Source organism: Bordetella muralis, from assembly GCF_965139205.1.
In the GTDB taxonomy this organism is placed as follows: domain Bacteria; phylum Pseudomonadota; class Gammaproteobacteria; order Burkholderiales; family Burkholderiaceae_B; genus Bordetella_A; species Bordetella_A muralis.
In genome coordinates, this window is the sequence record NZ_CBCSIU010000016.1 from 1 (window position 1) to 25,790 (window position 25,790).

Genomic DNA, 25,790 nt, shown 5'->3' on the forward strand with positions numbered 1-25,790 from the left:
GGCGGCCGACCGATCACGCGAAGCCCGCACGCGGCCACTGCCCCCCTCGACGCCAAAAGAACAACCTCGCCATGCAAAGAGCCCTTTCAACGCAACCTCATGGCAAAATCAATCCCCCGATACTCCCCAAGCATCCACCATGCTAATCCTGCTAGATCAAGACGGCGTCCTAGCTGACTTCGAGCACGGCTTTGTAACCGCTTGGCGCGAGCAATACCCAGACATCCCTCCAGTCGAATACCAAGACCGCACCTCGTTCTACATCCTGCAAAACTACCCCCCCGAACTACGCGCTCGCGCCGAAGCCATCTACACCGCCCCCGGTTTCGTACGCAACCTCCCTCCCGTCCCCGGCGCCATCGAAGCCCTTAAAGAACTGCTCTCGTTAGGCATGGACATCCGCATCTGCTCATCCCCCCTATCGCAATTCGAAAACTGCGTCGCCGAAAAATACCTATGGGTAGAAAAACACCTCGGCCGCGAGGCCACCAACCGTCTGATTCTGACCAAAGATAAAACCCTGATCCAAGGCGATCTTCTCATCGACGACAAACCCGAAATCACCGGCGCCGTCCGTCCGAAATGGAAACACATCCTGTACGACGCCCCGTACAACCAACACGTCACCGGCCGCCCCCGTCTCACCTGGGCAAACTGGCGCAACGTCCTCGCCGGGGAGCTCTACACCGCCGACGCCTGAGGCGATTACCCATCCCAAGCGCCGGCAGCAAATTCTTCAGCTATCCGTCACGGAAACCCGCTATGCTGCCATTTGCAGCACCGCCGACATTCCTGACACCCGATTGATGGGCCGCGCCCCGACGGCCCACGCCCCAATCCGCGAAGGAGACGCAATGAATCTGCACCGCCTGCTCAAGCAACGCCAGGCCGACAACAAGCCCTTGCGTGTCGCACTCATCGGTGCGGGCAAGTTTGGCTCCATGTTTCTGAGCCAAGCCCGGCGCACCCCAGGCATTCAACTCGTCGCCGTCGCAGACCTGCAGCCCTCCCGAGCTCGCGCAGCGTTGACACGAGTAGGCTGGCCCCCCGACGCGCTGCATGCAGAGAGCCTGCCCGACGCGGCGCGATCACGCCGCGTCTATTTCAGCGACGATGCGCTGGAGGTGATCGCCAGCCCAGAGATACAGATCGTCATCGACGCCACGGGCCATGCCGCTGGAGGCATCGCGCATGTGCTCGCCTGCTGCGAACACGGCAAACACATCATCATGGTCAACGTCGAAGCCGACGCCTTGGCCGGGCCGCTGCTGGCACGCCGAGCACGCGAAGCGGGCGTCGTGTATTCACTGGCCTATGGAGATCAGCCCGCCCTCATCTGCGATATGGTCGACTGGGCACGTGCCAGCGGCTTTGAGATCATCGCCGCCGGCAAAGGCACCAAATATTTGCCAGAGTTTCACACCTCCACCCCCGACACCGTGTGGCCCTACTACGGATTCACCGATGAGATGGTGGCGGCGGGCGACTTCAACGCCCAGATGTTCAACAGCTTTCTGGACGGCACCAAGAGCGCCATCGAAATGGCAGCCGTTTCCAACGCCACCGGTCTGCTGCCAGCGCCATCGGGACTGCACTTTCCGCCTTGCGGCGTAGACGACCTGCCGCGCGTGCTGCGTCCGCGGGAAGAAGGCGGCATGCTGCACCACCGCGGCCAGGTCGAAGTCATCTCCTCTCTGGAACGCGATGGCCGCCCCGTATTTCGCGACCTGCGCTGGGGCGTCTATGTCACGCTGGCAGCCGATAGCGACTACGTCCGACGCTGCTTCAAGGAATATGGCCTGCTGACCGATCCCAGCGGCAATTACGCCGCCATGTACAAACCCTATCACCTGATCGGCCTCGAACTGGGCATCAGCGTAGCCAGTGTGGGGTTGCGTCACGAGCCGACCGGTTCCCCGACCGGCTGGCACGGCGATGTCGTCGCGACCGCCAAACGCGACCTGGCAGTCGGCCAAGAACTCGACGGCGAAGGCGGCTATACCGTTTACGGCCGGCTGATGCCCGCCCGCGATTCTGTCGCAGACGGTTATCTGCCACTGGGCCTGGCACAAAAAGTCAAACTGAAAAACCCTGTCCGGCAATCACAGCCCATCCGTTGGCACGACGTCGAATTCGACGAAAAGTCCACCGCGGTGCAGTTCCGCCGGGAAATGGAGCAGACATTTGCCTGAACGCTCCCCGGGCAACGGCAAAGCCACTGCGCGGCCCGATAGACATCGATCCCCGTGCGCGCCGCGTGCGGCGATGCCCCGCATGGCGTGAATGAAGTATCGTTAACCGCATCGTCCATTTCTCGCGGAGCACCAGGTGAACCTGAAACTGAACGGCAAAGTCACAGTAGTCACAGGCGGCAGCAAAGGCATAGGCCTGGCAGTCGCCAACGCGTTTGCTGCAGAGGGCGCTTTCGTCGCCATCATCGCGCGTGACCCACAGGGGCTCGAACAGGCTCGAGCCCAATTACAGGCGAGCGGGCACAACGTCGCCACTTTTGCCGCGGACCTCTCTGACCCACAAGCTGCCACCCAGACGATCGAGCGCATCGAGTCCGAGATCGGCCCGATCGACATTCTGATCAACAGCGCCGGCGCCGCCCGCCGCCACGAGCCCGAAGACCTGGACGCCAGCAAATGGCGCGCCGCCATGGATGCGAAATTTTTTCCCTACATCCATGTACAAGACGCTGTCCTCGCCCGTATGCGCGAGCGCGCCGCTACCCGCCCCGCAGGCGCCACCAACGGCATCGTCGTCAACATCATCGGTAACGGCGGCAAGCGTCCCACCAGCACCCACCTGGCTGGCGGATCCGCGAACGCCGCCCTGATGCTCTCGACAGTCGGCCTGGCCGCCCACTATGCCCGCTACGGTATCCGCATCAACGGCATCAACCCCGGACCGACCTTCACGCAACGCGTCGAACAAGTCCTGGAACTCGATGCCCAACGCCAGGGCGTCTCGCGCGACCAGGCTCTGGCCGACAGCCAAGCTCGCATCCCGCTGGGCCGCTACGGCAAAGCCGAAGAGGTCGCCGACGTCGCCCTGTTCCTGGCCAGCCCACGTTCAGCTTATGTAGTCGGGGCCATCATTCCGGTGGATGGCGGCATGTCGTCAGTGATTTAACAGCGATACAAAAATCAATGCCGTGCACATGCTTCACACATGTGCACGGCATCCAAACAAATCAACGCGTCAGTGCATAACGCATTGACGCATTAGCACCAGCATCAACGCTTCAACTGCGACACATCCCGCACCGCCCCACGATCAGCAGAAGTCGCCAACGCCGCATAAGCCTGCAACGCCTGCGACACCACACGCTGACGATCCACGGGCTTCCACGCCTTGTCACCACGCGCCTCCATAGCCGCACGGCGCTTGGCCAACTCGTCCTCGGAAATCGCGAGATGGATCTTGCGATTGGGAATGTCGATCTCGATCGTATCGCCATCCTCGACCAGACCCACATTGCCACCTTCGGCCGCCTCAGGCGAGGCATGACCAATCACCAACCCCGACGAGCCACCGGAGAAGCGGCCATCCGTGAACAACGCGCAGGTCTTGCCCAAGCCTTTCGACTTCAGATACGACGTCGGATACAGCATTTCCTGCATCCCCGGCCCACCCTTTGGACCTTCGTAGCGAATCACCACGACATCACCCGCCACGATCTTGTCGCCCAGGATGCCTTCCACCGCATCATCCTGGCTTTCAAAGACCCGTGCACGGCCCGTAAACACCCACTGCGACTCGTCCACGCCGGCCGTTTTGACAATGCAACCCTTGGGTGCGAGATTGCCGTACAACACCGCCAAGCCGCCGTCTTTTGAATACGCGTTGGCCTTGTCGCGGATGCAGCCCGATTTACGGTCCATATCCAGCGTCAGATAAGTCGCATCCTGGCTGAATGCCACCGTCGTAGGAATGCCGCCAGGCGCTGCGCGATAGAATTTTTGCGCCGCCTCGCCAGCCCCCCCATTGATGTCCCATTGCTCGATTGCGTTGCCCAGCGTGCCGCTGTGCACATTGCCGCAGCTCAGATCCAGCAGATCCGCGCGCGCCAGTTCGCCCAGGATCCCCAGGATACCGCCCGCACGGTGCACGTCTTCGATGTGGTATTTGTCCGTCGCCGGCGCCGCCTTGCACAAGCAAGGCACATTGCGCGAGATACGGTCGATATCCGTCATGTTGAAATCCACGCCAGCCTCTTGGGCTGCGGCGAGCAAGTGCAACACCGTGTTGGTCGAACCGCCCATGGCGACGTCCAGCGTCATGGCATTCTGGAAGGCGCTCTTGGTCGCGATATTGCGCGGCAAAACCGACGCATCGTCTTGCTCGTAATAACGGCGGCACAGATCCACCACCAGGCGGCCAGCCTGTTCGAACAAGCCCTTGCGCCAAGCGTGCGTCGCGACGATGGTGCCATTACCCGGCAGTGCCAGGCCAATCGCCTCGGTCAGGCAGTTCATGGAGTTGGCGGTAAACATACCCGAGCACGATCCGCAGGTCGGACAGGCACTGCGCTCGTATTGCTCGGCCTCGGCGTCAGTGATGTTGGGATCGGCGGCCTTGATCATGGCGTCGATCAGGTCGATCTTGGCAATGACTTTACCGTCGGTCGGCGACTTGATCTTGCCGGCTTCCATGGGACCACCGGACACAAAGACCACCGGAATATTCAACCGCATCGCGGCCATCAACATCCCCGGGGTGATCTTGTCGCAGTTCGAGATACACACCATGGCGTCGGCGCAGTGCGCATTGACCATGTACTCGACCGAATCCGCGATCAGCTCGCGCGAGGGCAGCGAATACAACATACCGCCGTGGCCCATGGCGATACCGTCATCCACGGCAATGGTGTTGAACTCTTTGGCGACACCGCCGGCCGCCTCGATCTCTTTGGCGACCAGAGCGCCCAGATCGCGCAGGTGCACGTGGCCCGGCACAAACTGCGTAAACGAGTTCACTACCGCAATAATCGGTTTGCCAAAATCGCCGTCCTGCATACCGGTGGCGCGCCAAAGAGCGCGAGCGCCGGCCATGTTACGGCCGTGGGTGGAAGTACGGGAACGGTATTGCGGCATGGTGTTTCTCGGACGGGAAAGTTCGCAAAGTTGTCAATAATACGCCGGATCGCCGGGAGGCTGCATTCAGCCCTGCCCCTGGCGCAACGCCAAAAGCGCCGTATGCAACTGCACCAGTCCCCGATGCAGCGGCTTATCGCTGCGTAGCACCACTGCCAGCGCGCGCGACAACCGTGGTGTCAAAGACCGGACTTGCAGGGTTGACGCGCGCTGCTTCGGAAGCGCCAGCGCCGGCAAAATGGCGCATCCCAGGCCGGCCGCGACGAGCTCCTTCATGGCTTCGGTGCTGCCCAATTCCATCGCAGGCCGCGCCCGCACTCCTGCCGCCTCGAACCAGCTGTCCACCAGTTCCCGGGTACGCGCGCCCGGCTCGAAGAGCACGACCGCCCGCTCAGCCAAGGCATGCGGGGTAATGGCGGCGGGAACCTCATCGGCGGCCGGGAAAATCGCCACGAATTCATCCTCCAGCACCGGCGTCACCTGAAACATGCGGCCTGACGCGGGCAAGGTCACCAAGCCGATATCCAGGGTGTTGGCCTCAATGTCGCGCAGCACATCAGCCGTATTTCCCGTGCTGGCCACAATTTCCAAGGCCGGAAAACGTCGCCGCAAATCTGCCAGCAGCGGCGGCAGCAAATACGTGCACGCGGTCGCCCCGGTTCCCAAACGCACGCGGCCCACCACTTGGGCACTATGCGCCTGCATGCTGCGCTCGGCCTGCTCCACAGCAGCGTCGATCGCGCGGATATGTGTCAGCAGATCCATGCCCGCGGCCGTCGCCGTCACCCGTTTGCCCACGCGTTCGGCCAGCCTCAAGCCGTAACGGCGCTCCAGTTGGCGCACCTGCAGGCTCACTGCGGGCTGCGTCAGCCCATGCCTATCCGCCGCAGCCGAAAAACTGCCCAGTTCGATCACATCCAGAAAGATACGCAGATGATCCAGGTTCAGGCCGCGCATAGGTCGCTCTTGAAAAACACCCGTTGCTCTTGAAAACCAAAGAATTTCTTATGCTTTGAATAATAAACCAAAGCTTTATTAATACTGGCTCCTGCAGCACACTGTGCGTACCCCAACGGACTCATAATCCGTTGGTTCGCACAGTTCTTCACGTACCTCGAACATGACCGAATCCTCTGCCTTGATTCTGCGCGATAGCACCTCCGACGATGTGCCCGCGATCCAAGCCATTTACGCCCATCACGTCTCGCATGGCACCGCCTCGTTTGAACTCGACCCACCCACGCTCACCGACATGCATGCCCGGCGCGATGCGGTATTGGCTCAACACCTGCCTTATCTGGTGGCCGAACGAGGAGGCGAGATCGTTGGCTACGCCTATGCGACACCGTACCGGCCTCGCCCAGCCTACCGCTATACGGTGGAAGACTCGGTGTATGTCAAACCCGGCATCGCCGGCCAGGGCATAGGGGGCCGGTTGCTCGCCGAGCTGGTGGAGCGATGTACGGCTGGCGGCTGGCGGCAGATGCTGGCGGTCGTAGGCGACAGCCGCAACGCCGCCTCGCTGGCATTGCACGCTCGCCAGGGTTTTCATCCAGTGGGTACGCTGCGATCAGTGGGCCACAAATTTGGACAATGGCGAGACACGGTCCTCATGCAGCGCGCCCTGGGCGACGGAGACCAGCGTGACCCAGGGATTGCGCCATTAGATTGACATCATGGCACCCGTCATTGCTACCCGGGCCGTCATGTGCCTGGCATCGCAAAATCATCAGGCGTTTGCCGCCCTGATCTCCCCGGCAGCGAGGGCCTTGCGCTTGGTTCCCGGCAGCAGGATTACCGCGATTGCCGCAACCAGAGCCGCCGCCGCGAACACAATGAAATTCCACGAAAAACTCAGTCCTGAGCCTGCCACGTAGCCCCCGACCATGGGCCCGGCCATCGCACCAACGCGTGCGAAACTCAGCGCCCATCCTGTGGCGGCCGCCCGGATATGCGCCGGATAATAGCCCGCGATGTAGCCCGTCAAGATCAACGACGCAGACACGCTGCCCACGCCTGCCAAGCCGACCAACGTGTAGTTGACTACCAGCGAATTACCGAACAGCAACGCGCCGATCGCCGCTGCGCCTATCAGGTAGAACACGGCGACCGTACCGCGCACGCCCAGCTTGTCGGCCACACTGCCTAAAAACAGGCCGCCCGCTGCAGAGGTCAGACTGAAAACCACCAGGAACAACAGACTGGAGCCCAAGTCATAGCCGTTTTTGCGCATGATCGAAGGCAACCAGGTATTCAGACCGTAGACCAGCAGCAAACCCAGAAAGAGGGCGATCCAGAAACACGCGGTCGCGCGAATGTAGTCACGGGAGAAAATGATTTTGACCACCTCGCGCCACGATGTGCGCGACTCGGTGGACGGGCCCGCTTCAGGCTGGCGCCACACGCCCGCGCCCGTTGCCGCCGCCAATGCCTGGGCCTCCTGGATACGGCCGCACCCCTGCAGATACTCGATCGACTCGGGCAACAGGCGCGCCATGAACGGCACCAGCACCAACGGAACAAGCCCCAATCCGATCACGCCGCGCCATCCCATAGTGGGCAGCAACCATATCGCGATCAGCGCCGCGCAAAGAATGCCGATCGAATACCCCGAGTACATCAGCCCATAGTTGAAACTGCGGCGATGCTCGGGCGAATACTCCACCGTCAATGCCGCCGCCACGGGGATCACCCCGCCCAACCCCAGACCGCCGATAAAGCGCATCACCCCAAAAAACCAGGGCGTCGGCGCCAACGCCGCCCCCACCATCGTCAAAGAAAATACCGAGACGCACAGCAGCAGCATGCGGCGCCGGCCCAGCATTTCGCTCAAGGTGCCGACCATGAAAGCGCCAAAGAACATCCCGACCAGGGCATAGCTGCTGAGCGCTCCCAGCTCCAGCGGTGTCAGATTCCAGTTGCGGTCATCGGCCATCGATGGCAGCACGGCGCCCATGACGCCCACGTCGTATCCCTCGAACAGGATGGCCAGAAAACACACGAAAAGCACCGTATATGTCGTACGGGACGACGGATGCCAAGGCTGCGCGCCGGCGGCGGTATTCATGTCGAAAGTTCCTCTGAGGCTGGCTAAAGATCAGCGTTAGAACCACCTGAACACTTGCCGCCACGACCGCAAACGCGATGCGTCAGCAAGATAGTTTAGGTTTAAACATATCAGCTTCAGCGGGGACATTGCAATCAGCGTCTTTACTAAGACGATTTGCTATCGAGGAAATTCATCTCGCAGCGTGACCTGCTCGGTCTCGTGCGATCGAGCCATCGCACGATATGCGCGCTTGACGCTTATCGCGTCTGCCAACGTTCCCACCCGGCTTTGCGCAACGCGCACGCCGGACACGTTCCGCACCCATAGCCCCAAGCATGGCGCGCGCCACGCTCACCCAGGTAGCAGGTGTGGCTCTGCTCGACCACAATATCGACCAGCGCCTGGCCGCCGAGCTGCTGCGCGAGATCCCAGGTGTCCGCCTTGTCGATCCACATCAACGGCGTCTCGATCGTCACGCGCGAGCCCAGGCCCAGACCCAACGCCACTTGCTGCGCCTTGATCGTGTCATCTCGGCAATCCGGATAGCCTGAAAAATCGGTTTCGCACATCCCGCCCACCAGCACATCCAATTGGCGGCGATAGCCCAGCGCAGCGGCCAGCGTCAGGAACAGCAAATTGCGTCCGGGCACGAAGGTATTGGGCAAGCCGTTTTCCTGCATCTCGATGGCGCGGTCGCTGGTCATCGCCGTATCGCCGACCTGTCCCAACACCCGTAGATCCAGCAAATGATCCTCGCCCAGACGTTTCGCCCAATCTGGAAACTGCGTCCGCAACTCACTCAACACGCGCAGCCGCGCATCCAGCTCGATGCGATGGCGCTGTCCATAGTCAAACGCGACCGTCTCAACGTGGGCATAGCGATCCAACGCCCAGGCCAGACAAGTCGTGGAGTCCTGGCCGCCGGAAAACAGGACCAGTGCGCGTCGTTGATGATTTTGCATAAACACTTTCAGATTCGTTGCCAGGCAAAGCGCCCCCAACAGAAACTGTACCGCAACACATGGCGCACCGCGCCGCAAACCAACGTAGACAGGACGAGGAAGATCAGAGCAACACCACACGCAAATATCCCATTTTCCGAATAGGGTTATTTGCCACGGATGCTGCGTAAAATGATTTGCATCCATAGCCTCATTGTTTTTGCGATCAGCCCGAATTCTCAACCAACCCTTTTGCCCGACGGATTTCCTGCCTATGAAAGCCATCCGCCCGCAGTCTGATACTGCTGAACCCTTACGTCACGATATCCGATTGCTGGGGCGTTTATTAGGTGAAGTCATCCAGGCCTGTGAGGGCGAACGGGTGTTCGACACGATCGAAACCCTGCGCCGCACAGCCGTGCGTTTTCGCCGCGAGGGCAACAAGGCCGATGGCAAGTTGTTAGAACAACGCGTGAAACGGCTGCGCGGCAATGATCCGAACTCTGTGGCCCGCGCGTTCAGTTATTTTCTGCATTTGTCCAATATCGCAGAAGATCGCGACCAGAACCGCGCGCAGCGCGAGCATGCCTTGGCCAGCGAAGCGCCGGCGCGCGGCAGCCTGCGCGAGGCTGTCAGCTTGTTGGAGGCACAGGGCGTCACTCTCGCACAAATCCGCCGGTTACTGTCCGAGGCCTGCCTCGTACCTGTCCTGACGGCGCACCCGACCGAGGTGCAACGCAAGAGCACGCTGGACGTGCACCGGGAAATCGCAACGGCGCTCTTGCAACGCGAGGGGCCGTTGACGGCCCAGGAGATCGCCGACCTGGATCTGGTTCTGCTGGGACGTATTGCCACACTGTGGCAGACGCGCATGCTGCGCTACACGCGGCTGACCGTGGCCGACGAGATCGAAAACGCCTTGTCATACTACCGCAGCACGTTTCTGAACGTCATTCCGCGGGTGTATTCGGATCTGTCCCGTCTGCTGACCCGTGAGCCGGTCAAGCCTTTTGCTGCGCCACCGGCTCCGTTAGAGCCCTTTCTGCGCATGGGCAGCTGGATCGGCGGCGACCGCGATGGTAATCCCAATGTCGATGCTGGCACACTGGAGCTGGCGTTGTTGCGTCAAGCCACCGTGCTGTTTGAATACTACCTGCAGGAAGTCCATGCCCTGGGCGCAGAACTATCGATCACCACACTGTTGATCGATGCGGACTCGGATTTGCGGACGTTGGCCGATGCCGGCGGCGATGATTCGGCCCACCGCCGCGACGAGCCCTACCGTCGCGCACTGGTGGGCATTTATGCTCGTCTGGCAGCGACGGCCCAACAACTGACCGGCCGCGATCTGGCTCGCCGCGTCACACATCCGGCGCCGCCATACAACACACCGCGCGAGCTGGCCAACGACCTGGCCGTCATTGCCTCATCGCTGTCTGCCAACCATGGCGCGCCGATTGCCCGGCTGCATTTGAGCGGCTTGCAACAGGCCGTAGAGGTCTTCGGTTTTCACTTGGCAACGGTCGATCTGCGTCAGAGCTCAGACGTGCACGAACGCGTGCTCACCGAACTGTTCACCCGTGCCGGCACGCAGCACGATGGCAAACCGGTCGATTACAGCCAACTCGACGAAGACGCACGCGTGGCGTTGCTGCGATCCGAATTGGCCCAGGCCCGGCCGCTGGCGTCACCCTGGATCACCTACAGCGAGGAAACCACCCGCGAACTGGCCATTCTGCGCGCTGCCGCCGCGGGCCGCGCACGGTATGGCAAACAAGCAGTGCAGCAGACGATTGTGTCGCACACCGAGACCTTGAGCGACCTGCTCGAGGTCCTGGTGCTGCAAAAAGAAACCGGCTTGACCACGGCCCCCGATCAAAACATCGAACCGCAGGACGGCCTGATGGTTGTCCCGTTATTCGAAACCATTCCTGACTTGGAGCGCGGCCCTGAAATCATGGCGGCGTGGCTGGATCTGCCCGAGGTGCGAGAGCGCGTTAAACATGCACAGAATGACACGCAGGAAGTCATGCTGGGCTATTCCGACAGCAACAAGGACGGCGGTTTTCTCACATCGAACTGGTCGCTCTATCAAGCCGAGCGCGCCCTGGTCGATGTGTTCAGCGCGCGCCGCGTGCGGCTGCGGCTCTTTCACGGACGCGGCGGTTCGGTGGGACGTGGCGGCGGCTCCAGCTTTGACGCCATCCTGGCACAACCGCCGGGCACCGTGGCCGGGCAACTGCGCCTGACGGAACAAGGCGAGGTCATCCAGAGCAAATACAAGGACGCCGAGGTCGGCCGCTGGCACCTGGAACTGCTGGTTGCGGCCACGCTGGAGTCGTCGCTGGCGCCTCGCGCGGCTGCCGCCAGTGCCGAAGACGCTCATATGGCACATTATGGGTCCGCCATGTCCTTCATGTCGGACACGGCGCAACGCAGCTATCGCGGCCTCGTTTATGAAACGCCCGGATTTGCAGAATATTTCTTTGCGACCACGCCGATTACGGAAATCGCCGGGCTGAACATCGGCTCTCGTCCTGCCTCACGTAAACAAGGCCAGCACATCGACGAGTTGCGCGCCATTCCATGGGGGTTCTCGTGGGCGCAGTGCCGTCTCATGCTGACCGGCTGGTACGGCGTGGGCTCGGCCATCGAGTCCTATCTCGAGACCGGCGCGGCCGGCGCGCCTCGTTCGCGCCGCGCCAGGCTCGCCCAATTGCGAGAGATGGCGCGGGAATGGCCCGCGTTTCGCACACTGCTCTCCAACATGGAGATGGTGCTGGCCAAATCGGATCTGGCCATCGCGGCGCGCTACGCGCAACTGCTGCCCGCCCGCGCACTGCGCGAACGCATTTTCAATCAGATCAGTACAGAGCATGGCCGTACCGTCGCCATGCTGCGTTTATTGACACAACGGGAACTGTTGGCAGATAACCCCGCCCTGCAGTCCTCGCTGCGCGAACGTTTTGCCTACATCGATCCGCTGAATTATCTGCAGATCGATCTGATCCGCCGCTACCGTGCCGCCCAACAGGACGGTGCAGCAGAACCCGACAAACGCGTGCGCAGTGCCATTCACCTGACCATCAACGGCATCTCGGCGGGGCTGCGCAACTCGGGCTGATCGAAACGCGTCCGAAGCGAGCAAGCAAGGACAGATACGTCTGCAGTGATGCAGACTCGTCTGGCCGTCGCCCCTTGCCTCACGGCTGAGCCGCAACCTCTAATGCACGCTCGAGCGAAACGCGGATCATCTCGCCGTGCCCATATTGCGGGAAGGTCTCATAGGTGACATCGCCACCGCCCTTGCGCAGTCCATCGGCCATATCGCCAATGACGGCGCGAGGGTTTTCTATAGGTGCACGGCCGGGCTTTGCGCGCGGCAGATTCGGCATGGGCCTATTGGGATCACGAGGTTTTGTGCCAACCAGAATCGCGATGCGCTTACCCGCCGCCTTGTTCGCGTCAAACGCCCGCCATTCCTGCACCAGCACACCATCATTCCACCACGCCGAAGGATCGCCCACGATGTAGCGCGCAAAGGCATTCGGCTGCGTGTACAAGGTATGCAGGGTGAACAGCCCGCCATACGAATGGCCCCACAAATATTCCTTTTGCGGATCCACCTTGACGCGTGACTGCACCAGAGGCTTGATAGACGACTTGATGTATTCGAGAAAAATATCGGCGCCGCCACCGGCGCGTCCCCGGTCGTCTTCGTGGTGCACGCGCTGCCCATTTTCATATGTGGGCGGCGTGTAGTCGAACGCGCGCGACACCACATCGTTACGCGTGGGCACGTCGTAACCGATCGCCACCAGCACAGGCGGATGGCCGCTGCGCGACAAGGCCGCCAAGTCCGCGTCCTGCAACGTCGCCATCGCAGCGTTGCCATCCAGCATGTACAACACGGGATAGCCTGCCGACGGCGCTGCAGCACGAGGAATCGAAATCTCGATGCGGTAGTGCCGTTTGCCATCGGCCGAGTCGATCTGGTGCCGCTCAAACTGATACCACTCAGACGGATGATCCACTACTGTCTCGCCCACCAATTGCATGCCGGGCACTTGCCCGGCCGCAGGAGTTTGCGCGTGAGCGCAGGTTGCGCCCAGCAGGCAGCACAAAGACAGCATCGATAACTTCATAGACCAATCATTTCTCAACATCATTCCAGCTATTGCGATTCAAGTTGACCGTCACAGAACGGCGCATGGGCGAGCCACTGTCAACGCCTGTGGGTTTCACTCAAGAGACGGCATGCCGCGGCCGTCTGGCCGGTGCAGAGCCATCAATCGAAATGAGAATAGATTGCAATTCTAGCTCGTGAAATTGTTGGCCCGCATCGCCGGCCGGCTTGTTCCGTCCTGATGCCGTCGTCCCCGTGACAATCTCAACCCATTGGCGTCTGCCCGAAATTCTTAGTACTATCCCTAAATAAATTCTATATACGCACAAATGTTCGCATATAGAACAACAATGATTCCTGGCCCGCGCCTGGAACAGTATTCGGATGAGACGTGCTCTGCCGCGCCCATCACCGAGCGCGAGCCTCCCGGAGCCTTTCGACATGGATTTTCCTATCCAGAGCCTGGCCGTCGTCGGCGCAGGCGCCATGGGCAGCGGCATCGCTGCCCTGTTTGCAGCAAAAGGACTTGAGGTCGTCTTGATCGACCCCGTACCCGGCGCGCTCGAACGCGCGGCCGGTGTCATTGACCGGCAGCTCGGTGTCTACGCCCCCGATGCGGTGGCCGAGACACGACGCCGCATTCGCATGGATACCGGCCTCGAGGCCGCCTGCGCCTGCGACCTGGTCATCGAAGCCATTCCGGAAAAGCTGGAGCTCAAGCGCGACACGTTCGCTCGCCTGGATACTCTGTGCAAACCCGAGACGATCTTCGCGACGAATACGTCGGGCCTGTCGATCAACGCCATCGCGCAGGCCGTGACGCGGCGCGATCGTTTTGTGGGCACGCACTTCTTTACGCCCGCCGACGTCATTCCTCTGGTCGAAGTCGTACGCAATGACGACACCTCGGCCGAAACCGTCGAGCGCGTGATGGCAACGCTGAGATTCGGCGGCAAACGTCCCGTTCTGGTCAATCGCGATATCCCGGGCTTTATCGCCAACCGCATTCAACACGCCCTCGCCCGCGAAGCCATCTCGCTGCTGGAACAAGGCATCGCCAGCGCCGAAGACATCGACGAAGTCGTGAAATGGAGCCTGGGCATCCGCCTGGCGCTATCCGGGCCGCTGGAGCAACGCGACATGAACGGCATCGATGTTCATCATGCCATCGCGAGCTACCTGTACGCCGACCTGGAAAACCGCACCACGCCCTCGGCGTTGCTCACAGAGAAGGTTGCCACCGGTCAACTCGGCGCCAAGACCGGCCAGGGTTTCTATGCCTGGCCGCCCGAGCGCCGCGAACAAGTACTGCGCGACAAAAGCGCAGCCCTGGGTGAATTAGTGGCCTGGTTGAACAAACGACAAGCCCAGTAAAGGCTTGTCCCTCATATCGATTTATGTAATCCCCGCAGACCCTTGCATCCAGGACGCCCTGTCGCGTCCGATGATCGGCTCTGCCTTTAAGTACGCCTTACGGAGCGAGTTGGAGAGGCAGCATGAACAAATTAACGTCCTTTTTTACGGAGCTGATGCGCAAGTATCTGCCCGATCCTTTTGTGTTCGCCATCGCGCTGACGCTGTTGACCGTGTTGATGGCCATGGGCATCGAGGGTCAGAGCCTGGGCCAGATCACCCGTGAATGGGGCAACGGTTTCTGGAGCCTCTTGGCCTTCACGACGCAGATGGCCGTGATCCTGGCCATGGGCTACGTGCTGGCCACCGCGCCGCTCACGGATCGCCTGCTCAATCGCATCGTCAGCCACGTGCATCAGCCTCGCACGGCCATCATCGTGGCCACGCTGGTCGGCGGCATCGGCAGCTATTTGAACTGGGGCTTTGGCTTGGTCATCGGCGGTATCGTCGCCAAGAAACTGGCCTTGAAAGTCAAAGGCGTGCACTACCCCTTGATCATCGCCGCAGCCTATAGCGGCTTTACCATGTACGGTCTGGGCCTGTCTGCCAGCATCCCGGTGCTGATCGCAACGCCCGGCCATCCCCTGGTCGATCAGATGGGTACGGTGCCGCTGTCGGAAACGATTTTCTCTGCGCCCATGCTGATCACGAGCTTGATCATCATCGTCACGCTGCCCTTGCTCAACGCCTGGCTGCATCCCCGTGCCGGTGAGAAAGTCGTCGAAGTCGATCCGGCCATCGACAAGTCGACCGAGCCCACGCCAGGCAGTGACCTGATCGAACAGAACACCATTGCTTCCAAGCTCAACAACAGCCGCATCCTGAGCCTGTTGATCGGTTTGCTCGGCATGGCCTACGTCGTCTTTCACTTCGTGGACGGCGGCTCGCTGGATCTGAACCTGATCAATTTCTTCATCTTGTTTCTGGGCGTATTGCTGCTCGGCACGCCGGCGGCTTATGTGGCCAAACTGAATGACGGCATCAAGACGATCTCCGGCATCATTCTGCAGTATCCGTTCTACGCCGGCATCATGGCCATCATGGCGGGCTCGGGCCTGGTGAACACTATCTCGCACGTTTTTGTTGACGTGGCTACGCCGGGCACGCTGCCGTTCTGGGGCCTGATCAGTTCGTTCTTCATCAACTTCTTCGCGCCTTCGGGAGGCGGCCACTGGATGATCCAGGGTCCGTTCATGATCGACGCAGCAAAGGAAATCGGCAGCTCGATCAGCCAGACCTCGATGGCCGTCATGCTGGGGAATTCCTGGAACGACCTGGTTCAGCCGTTCTGGATTCTGCCGGCCTTGGCGCTATCAAAACTGAAACTGCGCGACGTGATGAGCTACACCGTGATCATGATGATCTGGGTCGGCATCATCGAGATCATCGCCGTGCTGAGCTGGGGCATTCTGACCCACTAACTGATCCGAGGAGTCCATTATGAAACCCCAGGCTTATCTCGTCACCGGTGGCAGCGCCGGCATCGGCGCCGCTATTGTGAGCGCTCTGCTCGATGCGGGACATCGCGTCGTCAACATCGACTATCGCCTGCCCGAGAACCCGCCCGAGGGGCTGGTGTCGATCCAGGCCGACCTGACCGACGAAGCACAAACCAAAGCCGCCGCCGCACAGGCCACCCGTGATCACGCCATCATTGGTCTGGTCAATAACGCAGGCGCGACGCGCCCCGGCACCGCCGATACGGCCACGCTGGCGGATCTGGATTATGTCGTCGCGCTCCACCTGCGCACCGCCATGATTCTGGTGCAGGCCGTATTGCCCGACATGCGCGAGGCCGGCTTTGGCCGCATCGTCAACATGTCGTCGCGCGCCGCGCTGGGCAAGCCCGATCGCGTGGTGTACTCGGCCACCAAGGCTGGCCTGGTGGGCCTGACACGCACGTTGGCCATGGAGTTGGGTGGCGACGGCATCACCGTCAATGCGATCGGCCCCGGCCCGATTGCCACCGACCTGTTTCGCAACAGCAATCCCGATGGCGCGCCACAAACGCAGCGCATCATCAACAGCATCGTCGTCAAACGCCTCGGCACACCGGAAGACGTCGCGCGCGCTGCGATGTTCTTTCTATCGCCCGACAACGGCTTTGTGACCGGCCAGATGCTGTATGTCTGCGGCGGCACCACGCTCGGCGTCGCGCCGATCTGATTGATCAGCCACATCATGGCCGCCACAATGCTCAGCGACTCCACGTACGCGCAGACATCTCCCGATGTCTCGCTGCGCGAGAGGCATCGCAGCGTCAGGCACGCGACATTGCATCGCGATGCCCCACACGCAGCGGCACACGGCCATCCGACGTCCGCACCTGCGCCTCGCGCGTTAACGGCGCCGCAACGCTTGGTTGATCTGATCAGCTGCGTGGCGCAACGGCGGCAGGAACGCATCCAGCATGGCTTCGCGCGAGTATCGGCTCGCATGGCCGCTGACGTTCATCGCGCCAATCACGCGGCCCGTGCGATCCATGATGGGCACGGCCACCGATTGCAAGCCGGGCTCGAGCTCTTGCACCACACAGGCATAGCCATCGGTACGGACTTGCGCCAGCATGCGTTTCAAATCGGCCAGGTTGGTGACCGTGTGCGCCGTGTGCGCCCGAATATCGCTGGCCGCCAGCACTCGGTCTTGTTCCGCAGCAGGCAAGCCCGCCAGCAACACGCGGCCCATCGAAGTCACCCACGCAGGCAAGCGGCTGCCAACGGCCAGATTGATGCTCATGACCTTGTGCATGGACAGGCGCAGGATGTACACGATATCCGTGCCATCGAGTACCGACACCGAACACGATTCGCGCGTCGCCTCGGCAACTTCCTCCATATAGGGCAAAGCCAAATCCCACAAGGGCGTGGCCGACAAATAGGAGTAGCCCAACTCCAGGATGCGCGGCGTCAAGGAAAACTGACGCCCATCGACAGCGACATAGCCCAGGTGCTCCAGGGTCAACAGAATACGGCGCGCGCCAGCACGCGTCAGCCCGCATTGCGCCGCAACTTCCGACAAGGTCATCTGCGGCCGCTGCGGCCCGAATGCCCTGATCACCGACAGCCCGCGTGCAAACGACTGCACATAGCTGTCACTGGGTTGTTGAGTGTTTTCCATATCTGTAACCCTGTCCGCGCAAATCCGGATATCCACCCCGTGAGACGTTTGGCGCTGCCGCCTTGACACCTCCCGGTCACCATGAAACGATGTTCTTCAAAAGAACGAAAGTTCTAATTAAGAACAAATTATGACACGCCCTTTTTATTGCGGACTCACCCCATGATCTCAAAGCTCGTTGCAAATGCGGCGGCCGCCTTGGCGGACGTACCCGACGGCGCCACCGTCATGATTGGAGGCTTCGGCACTGCCGGCCAGCCCATGGAACTGATCGATGCCCTGTTGGAACAGGGCGCCAAAGATCTCACCATCATCAACAACAACGCGGGTAACGGCACCACCGGCCTGGCGGCATTGCTGGCGGCCGGCCGTGTGCGCAAAATCATTTGCTCGTTCCCGCGCCAATCGGACTCGCAAGTATTTGACGGTCTGTATCGCAGCGGCAAGCTCGAGCTCGAACTGGTTCCGCAAGGCAACCTGGCCGAACGCATCCGCGCAGCCGGAGCCGGTATCGGCGCGTTCTTTACGCCCACAGGCTATGGCACGCCGCTCGCCGAGGGCAAAGAGACCCGCGAAATCAACGGCCGCCAGTATGTATTGGAATACCCCCTGCACGCCGACTACGCGCTGATCAAGGCCGAGCGCGGCGACCGCTGGGGCAACCTGGTCTACCGTAAAACCGCACGTAATTTCGGCCCCATCATGGCCAGCGCCGCACGCATCGCCGTCGCTCAAGTCCGCGAAACGGTAGAACTGGGTGAACTCGATCCCGAAACCGTCGTCACCCCCGGCATCTTTGTTCAACGCATCGTGCAAATCGCCCCGACGGCCAAGGAGCAACAACAATGAGCACCAAACTCAATCGCGACCAGATCGCCGCCCGCGTCGCGCAAGACATTCCCGAAGGCGCCTACGTCAACCTCGGGATTGGCCTGCCCACGCTGGTCGCCAATCACCTGCCCACCGACCGCGAAGTCCTCTTGCACACCGAAAACGGCATGCTGGGCATGGGCCCTGCCCCCGCCAAAGGCGAAGAAGACTACGACCTCATCAATGCCGGCAAGCAACCCGTCACCGAGTTGCCCGGCTGCTCGTTCTTTCATCATGCCGATTCGTTTGCCATGATGCGCGGCGGCCATCTGGACATCTGCGTGCTGGGCGCATTTCAGGTTTCGCAACACGGTGACCTCGCCAACTGGCACACCGGCGCCCCGGATGCCATCCCCGCAGTCGGCGGCGCGATGGACCTGGCCATCGGCGCAAAAGACGTCTTTGTGATGATGGAACTGCTCACCCGCGATGGCCAGAGCAAACTGGTTGCCGAGTGCTCCTATCCGCTGACAGGCGTGCGCTGCGTCTCGCGTGTCTATACCGACGTGGCAGTCTTTGACATCCGCAACGGCGAGGTCAAAGTCATCGACATGTTCGGCGACATCACCGCCGACGAGTTGCTGCGCCTGACCGGCCTGCCGTTGAAATTCGCTCAATAAGTCAGCATCAAACATTTTTAATTGGAGTCTGCCATGCTATTCATGGTCCAAATGCAAGTAAACCTGCCCGTCGATATGCCGGCCGAGCGCGCCGACAAACTCAAGGCCGACGAAAAAGCTCTGGCGCAACAACTGCAACGCGATGGAAAATGGGTCAGCCTGTGGCGCGTCGTCGGCCGCTACGCCAACGTCAGCATTTTCGACGTGGAAAACAATGATGAACTGCACCAGCTGTTGTCGTCGCTGCCGTTGTTCCCGTACATGGATATCCAGGTCACGGCACTGGCGCGTCACCCCTCGGCCATCTAAGCCCACCGACCACGGAGCCCCACATGCCCTACATCATCGAAACCTTCGACAAGCCCAACCATCAAGCCGTGCGCCAGGCACATCGCCCAGCCCACCTGGAATACCTGGCCGCCAACAAGGCGTTGCTATTGGCTTGCGGTGCAAAGCTCAATGACGATGGCTCCGATGCAGGCGGCGGGCTCTATGTGGTCGATCTGGACACCCGTGCGGAAACCGAGGCCTTTATCGCGGCAGATCCATTTGCCCAGGCCGACCTGTTCGAACGCGTCACCATCACACGTTGGCGCAAAGCCTACGTCGGCGGCGAATTGATGCTGTAGTCCGCATCCATCGACTATTGCCCGACACGCTTTCCACAGCACCCAGGATTTTTCATATGTCTTACGCTGATCTCAGCCAGGCCCGCCTGTACTATGTCATCGACGGCCCCGCCGATGCGCCCGTACTGGTGCTCTCCAATTCGCTCGGCACATGTTCCGACATGTGGGCGCGCCAGATCCCGACCTTGTCGCAGCACTTTCGCGTGCTGCGCTATGACACCCGCGGACACGGCAAATCGTCTGTCCCTGCGGGCGAATACACGTTCTCGCAACTGGCGGGTGATGTCGCCGAACTGCTCGACCATTTGAATATCGACCAGGTGAGCTTCTGCGGCCTGTCGATGGGCGGTCCCACTGGCCTGCAACTGGCACTCGATCATCCGCAACGCGTGCGAAAACTAGTGCTGTCCAACACGGCTGCGCGCATTGGCAGCGCCGAAGGCTGGACCAGCCGCATCGAGGCAGTCGCACAAAATGGCCTGGAGAACATGGCCCCCGGCTTGGTCGAACGCTGGTTGACGGACGATTTCCGCGCCGCCCAGCCCGGCTTGACCCAAGTGTTGGTCGACATGCTGCGCCGTACCTCCAACGAGGGCTACAGCGCCAACTGTGCGGCCTTGCGTGATGCCGACCTGCGGGCGCGTCTGTCCGAAATCAAAGTTCCCACCCTGGTCATCGCCGGCACCCATGACCCGGCGACCACGCCGGAAAACGGCCGCGAACTCCAGGCGGGTATCGCAGGCGCTCAGTACGTAGAACTGAACACCTCGCACATCGCCAACTGGGAACAGCCGCAAGCCTACACCCGCGCGCTTGTGGACTTTCTCACGGCATAAACCGATCAGGGAGGCATGTCTATGCAACGCTGGAAGCAACGCCCCGAGGGTTCGAACTGGGGCGACTATGGCCCCGACGATCAACTGGGCCGGCTCAATCTGTTGACCGAGGCTCAAGTCCTCAAGGGCGCTCGAGAAATTCAGGCAGGCAAAACGTTTTGCCTGTCGCTGCCCCTGGATCTGCCCGGCGGCAACATCCTGAATCCGCGCCGCCATCCGCCGCAGTTGAGCCCCACGCGATTGCAAGACACGCCCTACCTGAACTTTCCATTGCGCAATCTGAACCCTGACGCGGTGGACGTCTTGAGCGACGATCAGGTGCTGCTGTCAATGCAGTATTCCACTCAATGGGATTCCCTGGCACACGTCGGCGCCCTGTTCGATGCAGACGGCGACGGCCGCGCGGAGCTCTGCTATTACAACGGCTACCGCGCCGGCGTCGACATCGTGGGGCCGGCCGACGGCGACCACGCCGGCTGCGGCTGCAACAGCGGCGGCCCCTCGGCCGCCCTGAAGCTCGGCATTGAAAACCTGGCACAGAAAGGCATCCAAGGACGCGGTGTGCTGGTCGATCTGGCCCGCCACTTTGGTACCGGACGCACCTTGATCGGCCATGCCGAGCTCATGCAGGTTTTACAGGCCGACGACATCACGATCGAATCCGGCGACATGCTGGTCCTGCGCACCGGCTACGCAGAAAAAATCATCGAGATGGCCGGCCAGCCCGACGCCGACGTGTTGCACACCTATGGTGCAGCCCTGGACGGCACCGATGCAGCGTTGCTGCAATGGATCACCGACAGCGGCATCGCGGCCATCTGCGCCGATAACTATGCCGTCGAGGCCTATCCCGCCCGTGATCGCCAAGGCCCCCGCGCGATGCTGCCGCTGCATCATCACTGCCTGTTCAAACTGGGCCTGCCCCTGGCAGAGCTGTGGTACCTGAAGGACCTGGCCGAATGGCTGCATAGCAATGGCCGGCATCGTTTCATGCTGACCGCGCCGCCGTTGCGGCTGCCGCACGCGGTCGGCTCGCCGGTCACACCCGTGGCGACGGTATAACAGCGCATAGGAGAGCGTATCCGGGCGGATACCCGGTGCGCTCGACATCTCTGCGCCGCTACGCGGACCAGCACGATGGCTTGGACCTCAGCGCTGCCGCTGAACCGGCGCAACGCCCTGCCCCACCGCGGTCATTGCGTCATTGCAAATAGCAAACTCCTTACACAATCAGCCATTGCATCATCGGCGGACCGCCCTTAATTTACGGCAAGAACCCGGCCGCTTCCGCGGCAAGGAGATTGCCATGAAAAAGTATCTCGTTTCCCTGTTGCTCTCCCTGATCAGCATCGGCGCGTCAGCGCAGAGCAGTCTGCCGCACGGCGTATCGATCCAGGACCTGAGCGCCACTCGCCAGGCCGATGGCGTCTGGATCATTACCAGCACGGTCTCCAACCATCGCGATACGGCCGTCAACGGCCTGTCGGTCACCTACGCGTTATACGACGCCCAGGGCAAGGAAATCGGCCGTGTCACCGGTCGCCGCGACACCCCGCTTGCCCCTGGCGACAGTTGGCAATCCCAGACGCCGACCACAACGGATTTCACTCGTTTTAGCGCCAAGGATATTCAGGCCCAATAATCGGGGACGCGTTGCGTTGCAGGCTAGTTGTAAGCGGTCTGTGGGAAAATAATGGCGTGCGTGCGCCATAACAACAAGGATGTTCTATGTTCCCCAAAAGACTTACTGACGGCTACCAGGCTTTTCTGGACGGCCGCTTTCACAACGAACGCAAACGCTATGAGGACCTGGGCGAATTAGGCCAGAACCCCGAAATCCTGCTGATCGGCTGTTGTGATTCCCGAGTGTCGCCCGAGGTCATCTTTGATGCGGGCCCCGGTGAGATGTTCGTCATCCGCAACGTGGCCAATCTGGTCCCGCCCTATGAGGGCGATGCCGAGTCCTCGTCCTATCACGGCACGAGTGCTGCCATCGAATTCGCCGTCAACGCGCTGAACGTCAAGCACATTGTCGTGCTCGGCCACGCCTCATGCGGCGGCGTGCGTGCCGTGTTCGACGACGCCGAACCGCTGACCAAAATCGATTTCGTCGGCAAATGGATGTCGCAGATCACACCCGTAGCCGATGCGCTGCCGCGCACTGGCGACCGCACCACCGATATCCAGCGTCTGGAATGGGCCGTGGTCGAACACAGCTTGCGCAACCTGCAGACCTTTCCGTCGATTCGCCGACGCGTCGAAGCCGGCAAAATCGAACTGCACGGCGCCTACTTCGGTGTCGCCACCGGCCTGTTGTTCCTGCGCGACCCCGAAAGCGGAAAGTTCGCCCCCTGCCAACCGCAGGCGTCCGGCACGCCAGATTGATCCTCTGAGTCCTCGGCCAGCTTCTATTCTTATAACGAAAATGACTTAGACAGCCGAGGATATCGGCTGTTACGGTTATGTACATAGCATGTAGCGGCGCCGCCGGGGCNCGCTTTTGCGTCCGCGACGTTTATTGTCATGCCTTGAGCGTCGTTTGCTGTCAGTGGTTCCATTACGCCCCACCGGGCGCCCCAATAGGGCAACTTGCCATGTATGTGTACGACCCTGTCGATCAACAGCTTGTAGAACAACGTGTCGCGCAGTTCACCGACCAGACCCAGCGTTTTCTTGATGGTCAGCTAACCGAAGACGATTTCCGCACCCTGCGCCTGCAGAACGGCCTGTACATTCAACGTCATGCGCCGATGCTGCGCATCGCCATCCCGTACGGCCTGCTGGCCGCGCGCCAACTGCGTACGCTGGCTCATATTGCCCGCACCTGGGACCGTGGCTACGGCCATTTCAGCACGCGCCAGAATATGCAGTTCAACTGGCCCAAGCTCGAAGACGTGCCCACCATTCTGGCAGAGCTGGCCAAGGTGCAAATGCACTCGATCCAGACTAGCGGCAATTGCATACGCAACACGACCTCCGACCATTTCGCCGGCGTTGCCCCTGACGAGTTGGTCAATCCGCTCGTATGGTGCGAGATCATCCGCCAATGGTCGACACTGCATCCGGAATTCGCATTTCTGCCGCGTAAATTCAAGATCGCCGTCAGCGGCGCCGAGGAAGACCGCGCCGCTGTCGGTGTGCACGACATCGGCCTGCAGGCTGTCGAGCGCGATGGCGTACTCGGTTTCCGCGTCTGGGTCGGTGGCGGTCTGGGCCGTACCCCCATGGTGGGCCATCTGATCAATCCGTTTGTCGAGTGGCAGCATCTGTTGACGTATCTGCAAGCGGCATTGCGCGTCTACAACCTGCATGGCCGACGCGACAACAAGTACAAAGCACGCATCAAAATCCTGGTCAAGGAACTCAAACCCGAGGTCTATGCCGAGCAGGTCGATGAACAATGGCAGTTGATCAAGGGCGGCCCCGACACGCTGACCCAGGAATATGTCGACACCATTGCGCAGCGCTTTACGTGGCCGGACTATGACGAATCTGTCGCGGGCGAGCCTGACCCCACGGAAATGCACGCCGCCGCACACCCCGCGTTTGCCCGCTGGCTGCAAAAGAACGTACGCGACCACAAGGTCGCTGGCTATGCTGCCGTGACGCTGTCACTGAAGCCCACTGGCGTGCCGCCTGGCGATATCACGGCCGACCAGATGGACGCCGTCGCAGATCTCTCCGAGCGTTATGGCTATGGCGAGGTTCGCGTCTCGCACGAGCAAAACCTGGTACTGGCCGACGTGCGCCGTTCGCAGTTGTTCTCGCTTTGGGAAGAACTGCGCGCGCTGAACATGGCCACGCCTAACATCGGGTTGCTGACCAACATCATCTCGTGCCCGGGCGGTGATTTCTGCGCCTTGGCCAATGCCGTGTCCATTCCGGTCGCCGAAGCCATCCAGACGCGTTTTGACAATCTGGACTATCTGTTCGAAATCGGCGAGCTCGATCTGAATATCTCGGGCTGTATCAACGCCTGTGGCCATCACCACGTCGGCCATATCGGCATTCTGGGCGTCGATAAGAATGGCGAAGAGTGGTATCAAGTCACGCTGGGCGGGCGCCAAAACGGCGCGGCCAAACCGTTGCCCGATCTGCAATCCACACGGGGCGGTGGCGCGGCGATTGGCCGCATCATCGGGCCGTCGTTTGCGCGCGAGCAGGTGCCTGATGTCGTCGAGCGTTTGATCCAGACTTATCTGCGATTGCGTGACAGCGACGCGGAGCGTTTTATTGATGTCGTCGACCGCGTGGGTATCGCTCCGTTCAAGGACGACGTGTATTCCGATCCCGCCGTGGCCAAAGCCGCGCCGGCAGCTCGTGAGGTGGCTCATGTCTGATCTGATTTCTGCGGATGACAATGTTGCCCGCCTGATTCGCCACGGCCAATTGCAGATTAACGATGGGCGTGTTTTCTCGCCGGCTGCTGAAGAGGCCACTGGTGAGGACGCCCAGGTCGCTGCTGATGCGGCGCCTGCATTACCGGCGGATGAGCCGGGATGGATTATTCCATTAGCGCTCTGGACAGCGCAGCGAGATACGTTACGTCAGCGGCAGCATCCTGTTGCGGTGCTGTTGCCGCCGGACGCTAAATTGCAGGACCTGATTGGCGAAGACGGCCGTGTTGATGACGCGGGTCTTGCATTCATTGCGATTGACTTTCCGCTTTATACGGACGGGCGGGGTTATTCGCTGGCGCAGTTGCTGCGTACGCGTCATGGATGGCAGGGTGAATTGCGGGCGATCGGGGATGTGATGATCGATACGATTCACTATCAGGCGCGGGTGGGGTTTGATAGCTTCTTGGTGAAGCCTGGGCACGATCCTGAGAAGGCGTTGGCTGCGTTCAGGACGTTTACAGTGCACTATCAGAAGACTTATCCGAAGCCGCCGGAATTGTTGGCTGCTTGAATTCGATTTCCTCTCGTTCCGTGGTGAGTCGTAGCTGCTGATGACGACGGTTGGCAGGTTTCGGATCCGCGGATGCGGCTTCCAGTCGAGCGTTTGAGTTCTTCTGGACGTTGATGTGGGGCAGTGGCCGCGTTGGGGCGCCNCGGCGTCGNNCGAGGGAAACCGAAGGAGCGTAG

The 25,790-nt window shown here is 61.0% G+C and carries 24 protein-coding genes; 18 read left to right on the forward strand and 6 right to left on the reverse strand.

The annotated features are described in order from the left end of the window. Nucleotides 1-139 precede the first annotated feature (139 nt). The 3 genes from ACNA0I_RS19665 (at nucleotide 140) to ACNA0I_RS19675 (ending at nucleotide 3,138) form a co-directional block, all read left to right on the forward strand. Nucleotides 140-700: a 5'-3'-deoxyribonucleotidase gene (locus tag ACNA0I_RS19665; protein ID WP_415807729.1), complete on the forward strand. Its 561-nt coding sequence runs from the start codon at nucleotides 140-142 to the stop codon at nucleotides 698-700. Between the two features lie 154 nt (nucleotides 701-854). Then, nucleotides 855-2,192 carry an NAD(P)H-dependent oxidoreductase gene (locus tag ACNA0I_RS19670; protein ID WP_415807730.1) on the forward strand — a complete coding sequence of 446 codons (1,338 nt, stop codon included), beginning with the start codon at nucleotides 855-857 and terminating at the stop codon, nucleotides 2,190-2,192. Nucleotides 2,193-2,328: 136 nt separating this feature from the next. Then, complete coding sequence (locus ACNA0I_RS19675; protein WP_415807731.1) at nucleotides 2,329-3,138, forward strand: SDR family oxidoreductase; 810 nt, start codon at nucleotides 2,329-2,331, stop codon at nucleotides 3,136-3,138. A 104-nt stretch (nucleotides 3,139-3,242) separates the two neighbouring features. On the opposite strand, the gene ilvD is transcribed toward ACNA0I_RS19675, so the two are convergent. Next, a complete protein-coding gene (ilvD, locus tag ACNA0I_RS19680) occupies nucleotides 3,243-5,102 on the reverse strand; it encodes a dihydroxy-acid dehydratase (RefSeq protein WP_415807732.1) in 1,860 nt (619 codons plus the stop codon). Nucleotides 5,103-5,168: 66 nt separating this feature from the next. Further along, complete coding sequence (locus ACNA0I_RS19685; RefSeq protein ID WP_415807733.1) at nucleotides 5,169-6,059, reverse strand: LysR family transcriptional regulator; 891 nt, start codon at nucleotides 6,057-6,059, stop codon at nucleotides 5,169-5,171. A 163-nt stretch (nucleotides 6,060-6,222) separates the two neighbouring features. On the opposite strand from ACNA0I_RS19685, the gene ACNA0I_RS19690 reads away from it, so the two are divergent. After that, complete coding sequence (locus tag ACNA0I_RS19690; protein ID WP_415807734.1) at nucleotides 6,223-6,774, forward strand: GNAT family N-acetyltransferase; 552 nt, start codon at nucleotides 6,223-6,225, stop codon at nucleotides 6,772-6,774. Between the two features lie 57 nt (nucleotides 6,775-6,831). Here ACNA0I_RS19690 and ACNA0I_RS19695 read toward each other — a convergent pair whose 3' ends face one another. Together ACNA0I_RS19695 and queC are read right to left on the reverse strand one after the other, a co-directional pair. Then, a complete protein-coding gene (locus tag ACNA0I_RS19695) occupies nucleotides 6,832-8,169 on the reverse strand; it encodes an MFS transporter (RefSeq protein ID WP_415807735.1) in 1,338 nt (445 codons plus the stop codon). A 239-nt stretch (nucleotides 8,170-8,408) separates the two neighbouring features. Then, complete coding sequence (queC, locus tag ACNA0I_RS19700) at nucleotides 8,409-9,113, reverse strand: 7-cyano-7-deazaguanine synthase QueC (protein WP_415807737.1); 705 nt, start codon at nucleotides 9,111-9,113, stop codon at nucleotides 8,409-8,411. Nucleotides 9,114-9,366: 253 nt separating this feature from the next. Between queC and ppc the strand changes: the two genes are divergently transcribed. Continuing rightward, nucleotides 9,367-12,216 carry a phosphoenolpyruvate carboxylase gene (gene ppc / locus ACNA0I_RS19705; protein WP_415807738.1) on the forward strand — a complete coding sequence of 950 codons (2,850 nt, stop codon included), beginning with the start codon at nucleotides 9,367-9,369 and terminating at the stop codon, nucleotides 12,214-12,216. Between the two features lie 79 nt (nucleotides 12,217-12,295). Here the strand turns inward: ppc and ACNA0I_RS19710 are convergent, their stop codons facing one another. Then, complete coding sequence (locus ACNA0I_RS19710) at nucleotides 12,296-13,237, reverse strand: alpha/beta hydrolase (RefSeq protein ID WP_415807739.1); 942 nt, start codon at nucleotides 13,235-13,237, stop codon at nucleotides 12,296-12,298. Between the two features lie 422 nt (nucleotides 13,238-13,659). Between ACNA0I_RS19710 and ACNA0I_RS19715 the strand changes: the two genes are divergently transcribed. From ACNA0I_RS19715 to ACNA0I_RS19725, 3 genes are all read left to right on the forward strand, one after another. After that, nucleotides 13,660-14,592, forward strand: a complete 933-nt coding sequence (locus ACNA0I_RS19715) for a 3-hydroxyacyl-CoA dehydrogenase family protein (RefSeq protein ID WP_415807740.1) — start codon at nucleotides 13,660-13,662, stop codon at nucleotides 14,590-14,592. Nucleotides 14,593-14,714: 122 nt separating this feature from the next. After that, the gene (locus tag ACNA0I_RS19720) at nucleotides 14,715-16,052 is read left to right on the forward strand and encodes a short-chain fatty acid transporter (RefSeq protein WP_415807741.1); all 1,338 of its coding nucleotides are present in this window, start codon (nucleotides 14,715-14,717) and stop codon (nucleotides 16,050-16,052) included. Between the two features lie 19 nt (nucleotides 16,053-16,071). Beyond that, nucleotides 16,072-16,797: an SDR family NAD(P)-dependent oxidoreductase gene (locus ACNA0I_RS19725; RefSeq protein ID WP_415807742.1), complete on the forward strand. Its 726-nt coding sequence runs from the start codon at nucleotides 16,072-16,074 to the stop codon at nucleotides 16,795-16,797. Between the two features lie 174 nt (nucleotides 16,798-16,971). Here ACNA0I_RS19725 and ACNA0I_RS19730 read toward each other — a convergent pair whose 3' ends face one another. Further along, nucleotides 16,972-17,748: an IclR family transcriptional regulator gene (locus tag ACNA0I_RS19730; protein ID WP_415807743.1), complete on the reverse strand. Its 777-nt coding sequence runs from the start codon at nucleotides 17,746-17,748 to the stop codon at nucleotides 16,972-16,974. Nucleotides 17,749-17,910: 162 nt separating this feature from the next. On the opposite strand from ACNA0I_RS19730, the gene ACNA0I_RS19735 reads away from it, so the two are divergent. From ACNA0I_RS19735 to ACNA0I_RS19780, 10 genes are all read left to right on the forward strand, one after another. Then, a complete protein-coding gene (locus ACNA0I_RS19735) occupies nucleotides 17,911-18,597 on the forward strand; it encodes a 3-oxoacid CoA-transferase subunit A (protein ID WP_415807744.1) in 687 nt (228 codons plus the stop codon). After that, complete coding sequence (locus tag ACNA0I_RS19740) at nucleotides 18,594-19,238, forward strand: 3-oxoacid CoA-transferase subunit B (protein ID WP_415807745.1); 645 nt, start codon at nucleotides 18,594-18,596, stop codon at nucleotides 19,236-19,238. The genes ACNA0I_RS19735 and ACNA0I_RS19740 overlap by 4 nt, the downstream gene beginning before the upstream one ends. Nucleotides 19,239-19,271: 33 nt before the next feature. Then, on the forward strand, nucleotides 19,272-19,547 hold the full coding sequence (gene catC / locus ACNA0I_RS19745; RefSeq protein WP_094823793.1) for a muconolactone Delta-isomerase: 276 nt from the start codon (nucleotides 19,272-19,274) through the stop codon (nucleotides 19,545-19,547). 23 nt (nucleotides 19,548-19,570) lie between these two features. Beyond that, nucleotides 19,571-19,867, forward strand: a complete 297-nt coding sequence (locus ACNA0I_RS19750; RefSeq protein WP_094823794.1) for a YciI family protein — start codon at nucleotides 19,571-19,573, stop codon at nucleotides 19,865-19,867. A 56-nt stretch (nucleotides 19,868-19,923) separates the two neighbouring features. After that, complete coding sequence (pcaD, locus tag ACNA0I_RS19755; RefSeq protein WP_415807746.1) at nucleotides 19,924-20,703, forward strand: 3-oxoadipate enol-lactonase; 780 nt, start codon at nucleotides 19,924-19,926, stop codon at nucleotides 20,701-20,703. A 21-nt stretch (nucleotides 20,704-20,724) separates the two neighbouring features. Beyond that, nucleotides 20,725-21,765, forward strand: a complete 1,041-nt coding sequence (locus tag ACNA0I_RS19760) for a cyclase family protein (RefSeq protein ID WP_415807747.1) — start codon at nucleotides 20,725-20,727, stop codon at nucleotides 21,763-21,765. Between the two features lie 244 nt (nucleotides 21,766-22,009). After that, nucleotides 22,010-22,345 (forward strand): FxLYD domain-containing protein, encoded by a 336-nt coding sequence (locus ACNA0I_RS19765; protein WP_415807748.1) that lies wholly within the window; start codon nucleotides 22,010-22,012, stop codon nucleotides 22,343-22,345. A gap of 86 nt (nucleotides 22,346-22,431) precedes the next feature. Then, entirely contained in the window at nucleotides 22,432-23,088 is a 657-nt protein-coding gene (locus ACNA0I_RS19770; RefSeq protein ID WP_415807749.1) for a carbonic anhydrase, read from the forward strand. 209 nt (nucleotides 23,089-23,297) lie between these two features. Next, entirely contained in the window at nucleotides 23,298-25,043 is a 1,746-nt protein-coding gene (locus tag ACNA0I_RS19775) for a nitrite/sulfite reductase (protein WP_415807825.1), read from the forward strand. Then, complete coding sequence (locus ACNA0I_RS19780; RefSeq protein ID WP_415807750.1) at nucleotides 25,036-25,614, forward strand: DUF934 domain-containing protein; 579 nt, start codon at nucleotides 25,036-25,038, stop codon at nucleotides 25,612-25,614. The genes ACNA0I_RS19775 and ACNA0I_RS19780 overlap by 8 nt, the downstream gene beginning before the upstream one ends. Nucleotides 25,615-25,790: the final 176 nt, after the last annotated feature.

What these genes read in the sequence shown, in the direction of transcription:
- ACNA0I_RS19665 (WP_415807729.1), top strand. Translation starts at nt 140, where the DNA reads ATGCTAATCCTGCTAGATCAAGACGGCGTCCTAGCTGACTTCGAGCAC.
- ACNA0I_RS19670 (WP_415807730.1), top strand. Translation starts at nt 855, where the DNA reads ATGAATCTGCACCGCCTGCTCAAGCAACGCCAGGCCGACAACAAGCCC.
- ilvD (WP_415807732.1), bottom strand. Translation starts at nt 5,102, where the DNA reads ATGCCGCAATACCGTTCCCGTACTTCCACCCACGGCCGTAACATGGCC.
- ACNA0I_RS19685 (WP_415807733.1), bottom strand. Translation starts at nt 6,059, where the DNA reads ATGCGCGGCCTGAACCTGGATCATCTGCGTATCTTTCTGGATGTGATC.
- ACNA0I_RS19690 (WP_415807734.1), top strand. Translation starts at nt 6,223, where the DNA reads ATGACCGAATCCTCTGCCTTGATTCTGCGCGATAGCACCTCCGACGAT.
- ACNA0I_RS19695 (WP_415807735.1), bottom strand. Translation starts at nt 8,169, where the DNA reads ATGAATACCGCCGCCGGCGCGCAGCCTTGGCATCCGTCGTCCCGTACG.
- queC (WP_415807737.1), bottom strand. Translation starts at nt 9,113, where the DNA reads ATGCAAAATCATCAACGACGCGCACTGGTCCTGTTTTCCGGCGGCCAG.
- ppc (WP_415807738.1), top strand. Translation starts at nt 9,367, where the DNA reads ATGAAAGCCATCCGCCCGCAGTCTGATACTGCTGAACCCTTACGTCAC.
- ACNA0I_RS19710 (WP_415807739.1), bottom strand. Translation starts at nt 13,237, where the DNA reads ATGAAGTTATCGATGCTGTCTTTGTGCTGCCTGCTGGGCGCAACCTGC.
- ACNA0I_RS19715 (WP_415807740.1), top strand. Translation starts at nt 13,660, where the DNA reads ATGGATTTTCCTATCCAGAGCCTGGCCGTCGTCGGCGCAGGCGCCATG.
- ACNA0I_RS19720 (WP_415807741.1), top strand. Translation starts at nt 14,715, where the DNA reads ATGAACAAATTAACGTCCTTTTTTACGGAGCTGATGCGCAAGTATCTG.
- ACNA0I_RS19725 (WP_415807742.1), top strand. Translation starts at nt 16,072, where the DNA reads ATGAAACCCCAGGCTTATCTCGTCACCGGTGGCAGCGCCGGCATCGGC.
- ACNA0I_RS19730 (WP_415807743.1), bottom strand. Translation starts at nt 17,748, where the DNA reads ATGGAAAACACTCAACAACCCAGTGACAGCTATGTGCAGTCGTTTGCA.
- ACNA0I_RS19735 (WP_415807744.1), top strand. Translation starts at nt 17,911, where the DNA reads ATGATCTCAAAGCTCGTTGCAAATGCGGCGGCCGCCTTGGCGGACGTA.
- ACNA0I_RS19740 (WP_415807745.1), top strand. Translation starts at nt 18,594, where the DNA reads ATGAGCACCAAACTCAATCGCGACCAGATCGCCGCCCGCGTCGCGCAA.
- catC (WP_094823793.1), top strand. Translation starts at nt 19,272, where the DNA reads ATGCTATTCATGGTCCAAATGCAAGTAAACCTGCCCGTCGATATGCCG.
- ACNA0I_RS19750 (WP_094823794.1), top strand. Translation starts at nt 19,571, where the DNA reads ATGCCCTACATCATCGAAACCTTCGACAAGCCCAACCATCAAGCCGTG.
- pcaD (WP_415807746.1), top strand. Translation starts at nt 19,924, where the DNA reads ATGTCTTACGCTGATCTCAGCCAGGCCCGCCTGTACTATGTCATCGAC.
- ACNA0I_RS19760 (WP_415807747.1), top strand. Translation starts at nt 20,725, where the DNA reads ATGCAACGCTGGAAGCAACGCCCCGAGGGTTCGAACTGGGGCGACTAT.
- ACNA0I_RS19765 (WP_415807748.1), top strand. Translation starts at nt 22,010, where the DNA reads ATGAAAAAGTATCTCGTTTCCCTGTTGCTCTCCCTGATCAGCATCGGC.
- ACNA0I_RS19770 (WP_415807749.1), top strand. Translation starts at nt 22,432, where the DNA reads ATGTTCCCCAAAAGACTTACTGACGGCTACCAGGCTTTTCTGGACGGC.
- ACNA0I_RS19775 (WP_415807825.1), top strand. Translation starts at nt 23,298, where the DNA reads ATGTATGTGTACGACCCTGTCGATCAACAGCTTGTAGAACAACGTGTC.
- ACNA0I_RS19780 (WP_415807750.1), top strand. Translation starts at nt 25,036, where the DNA reads ATGTCTGATCTGATTTCTGCGGATGACAATGTTGCCCGCCTGATTCGC.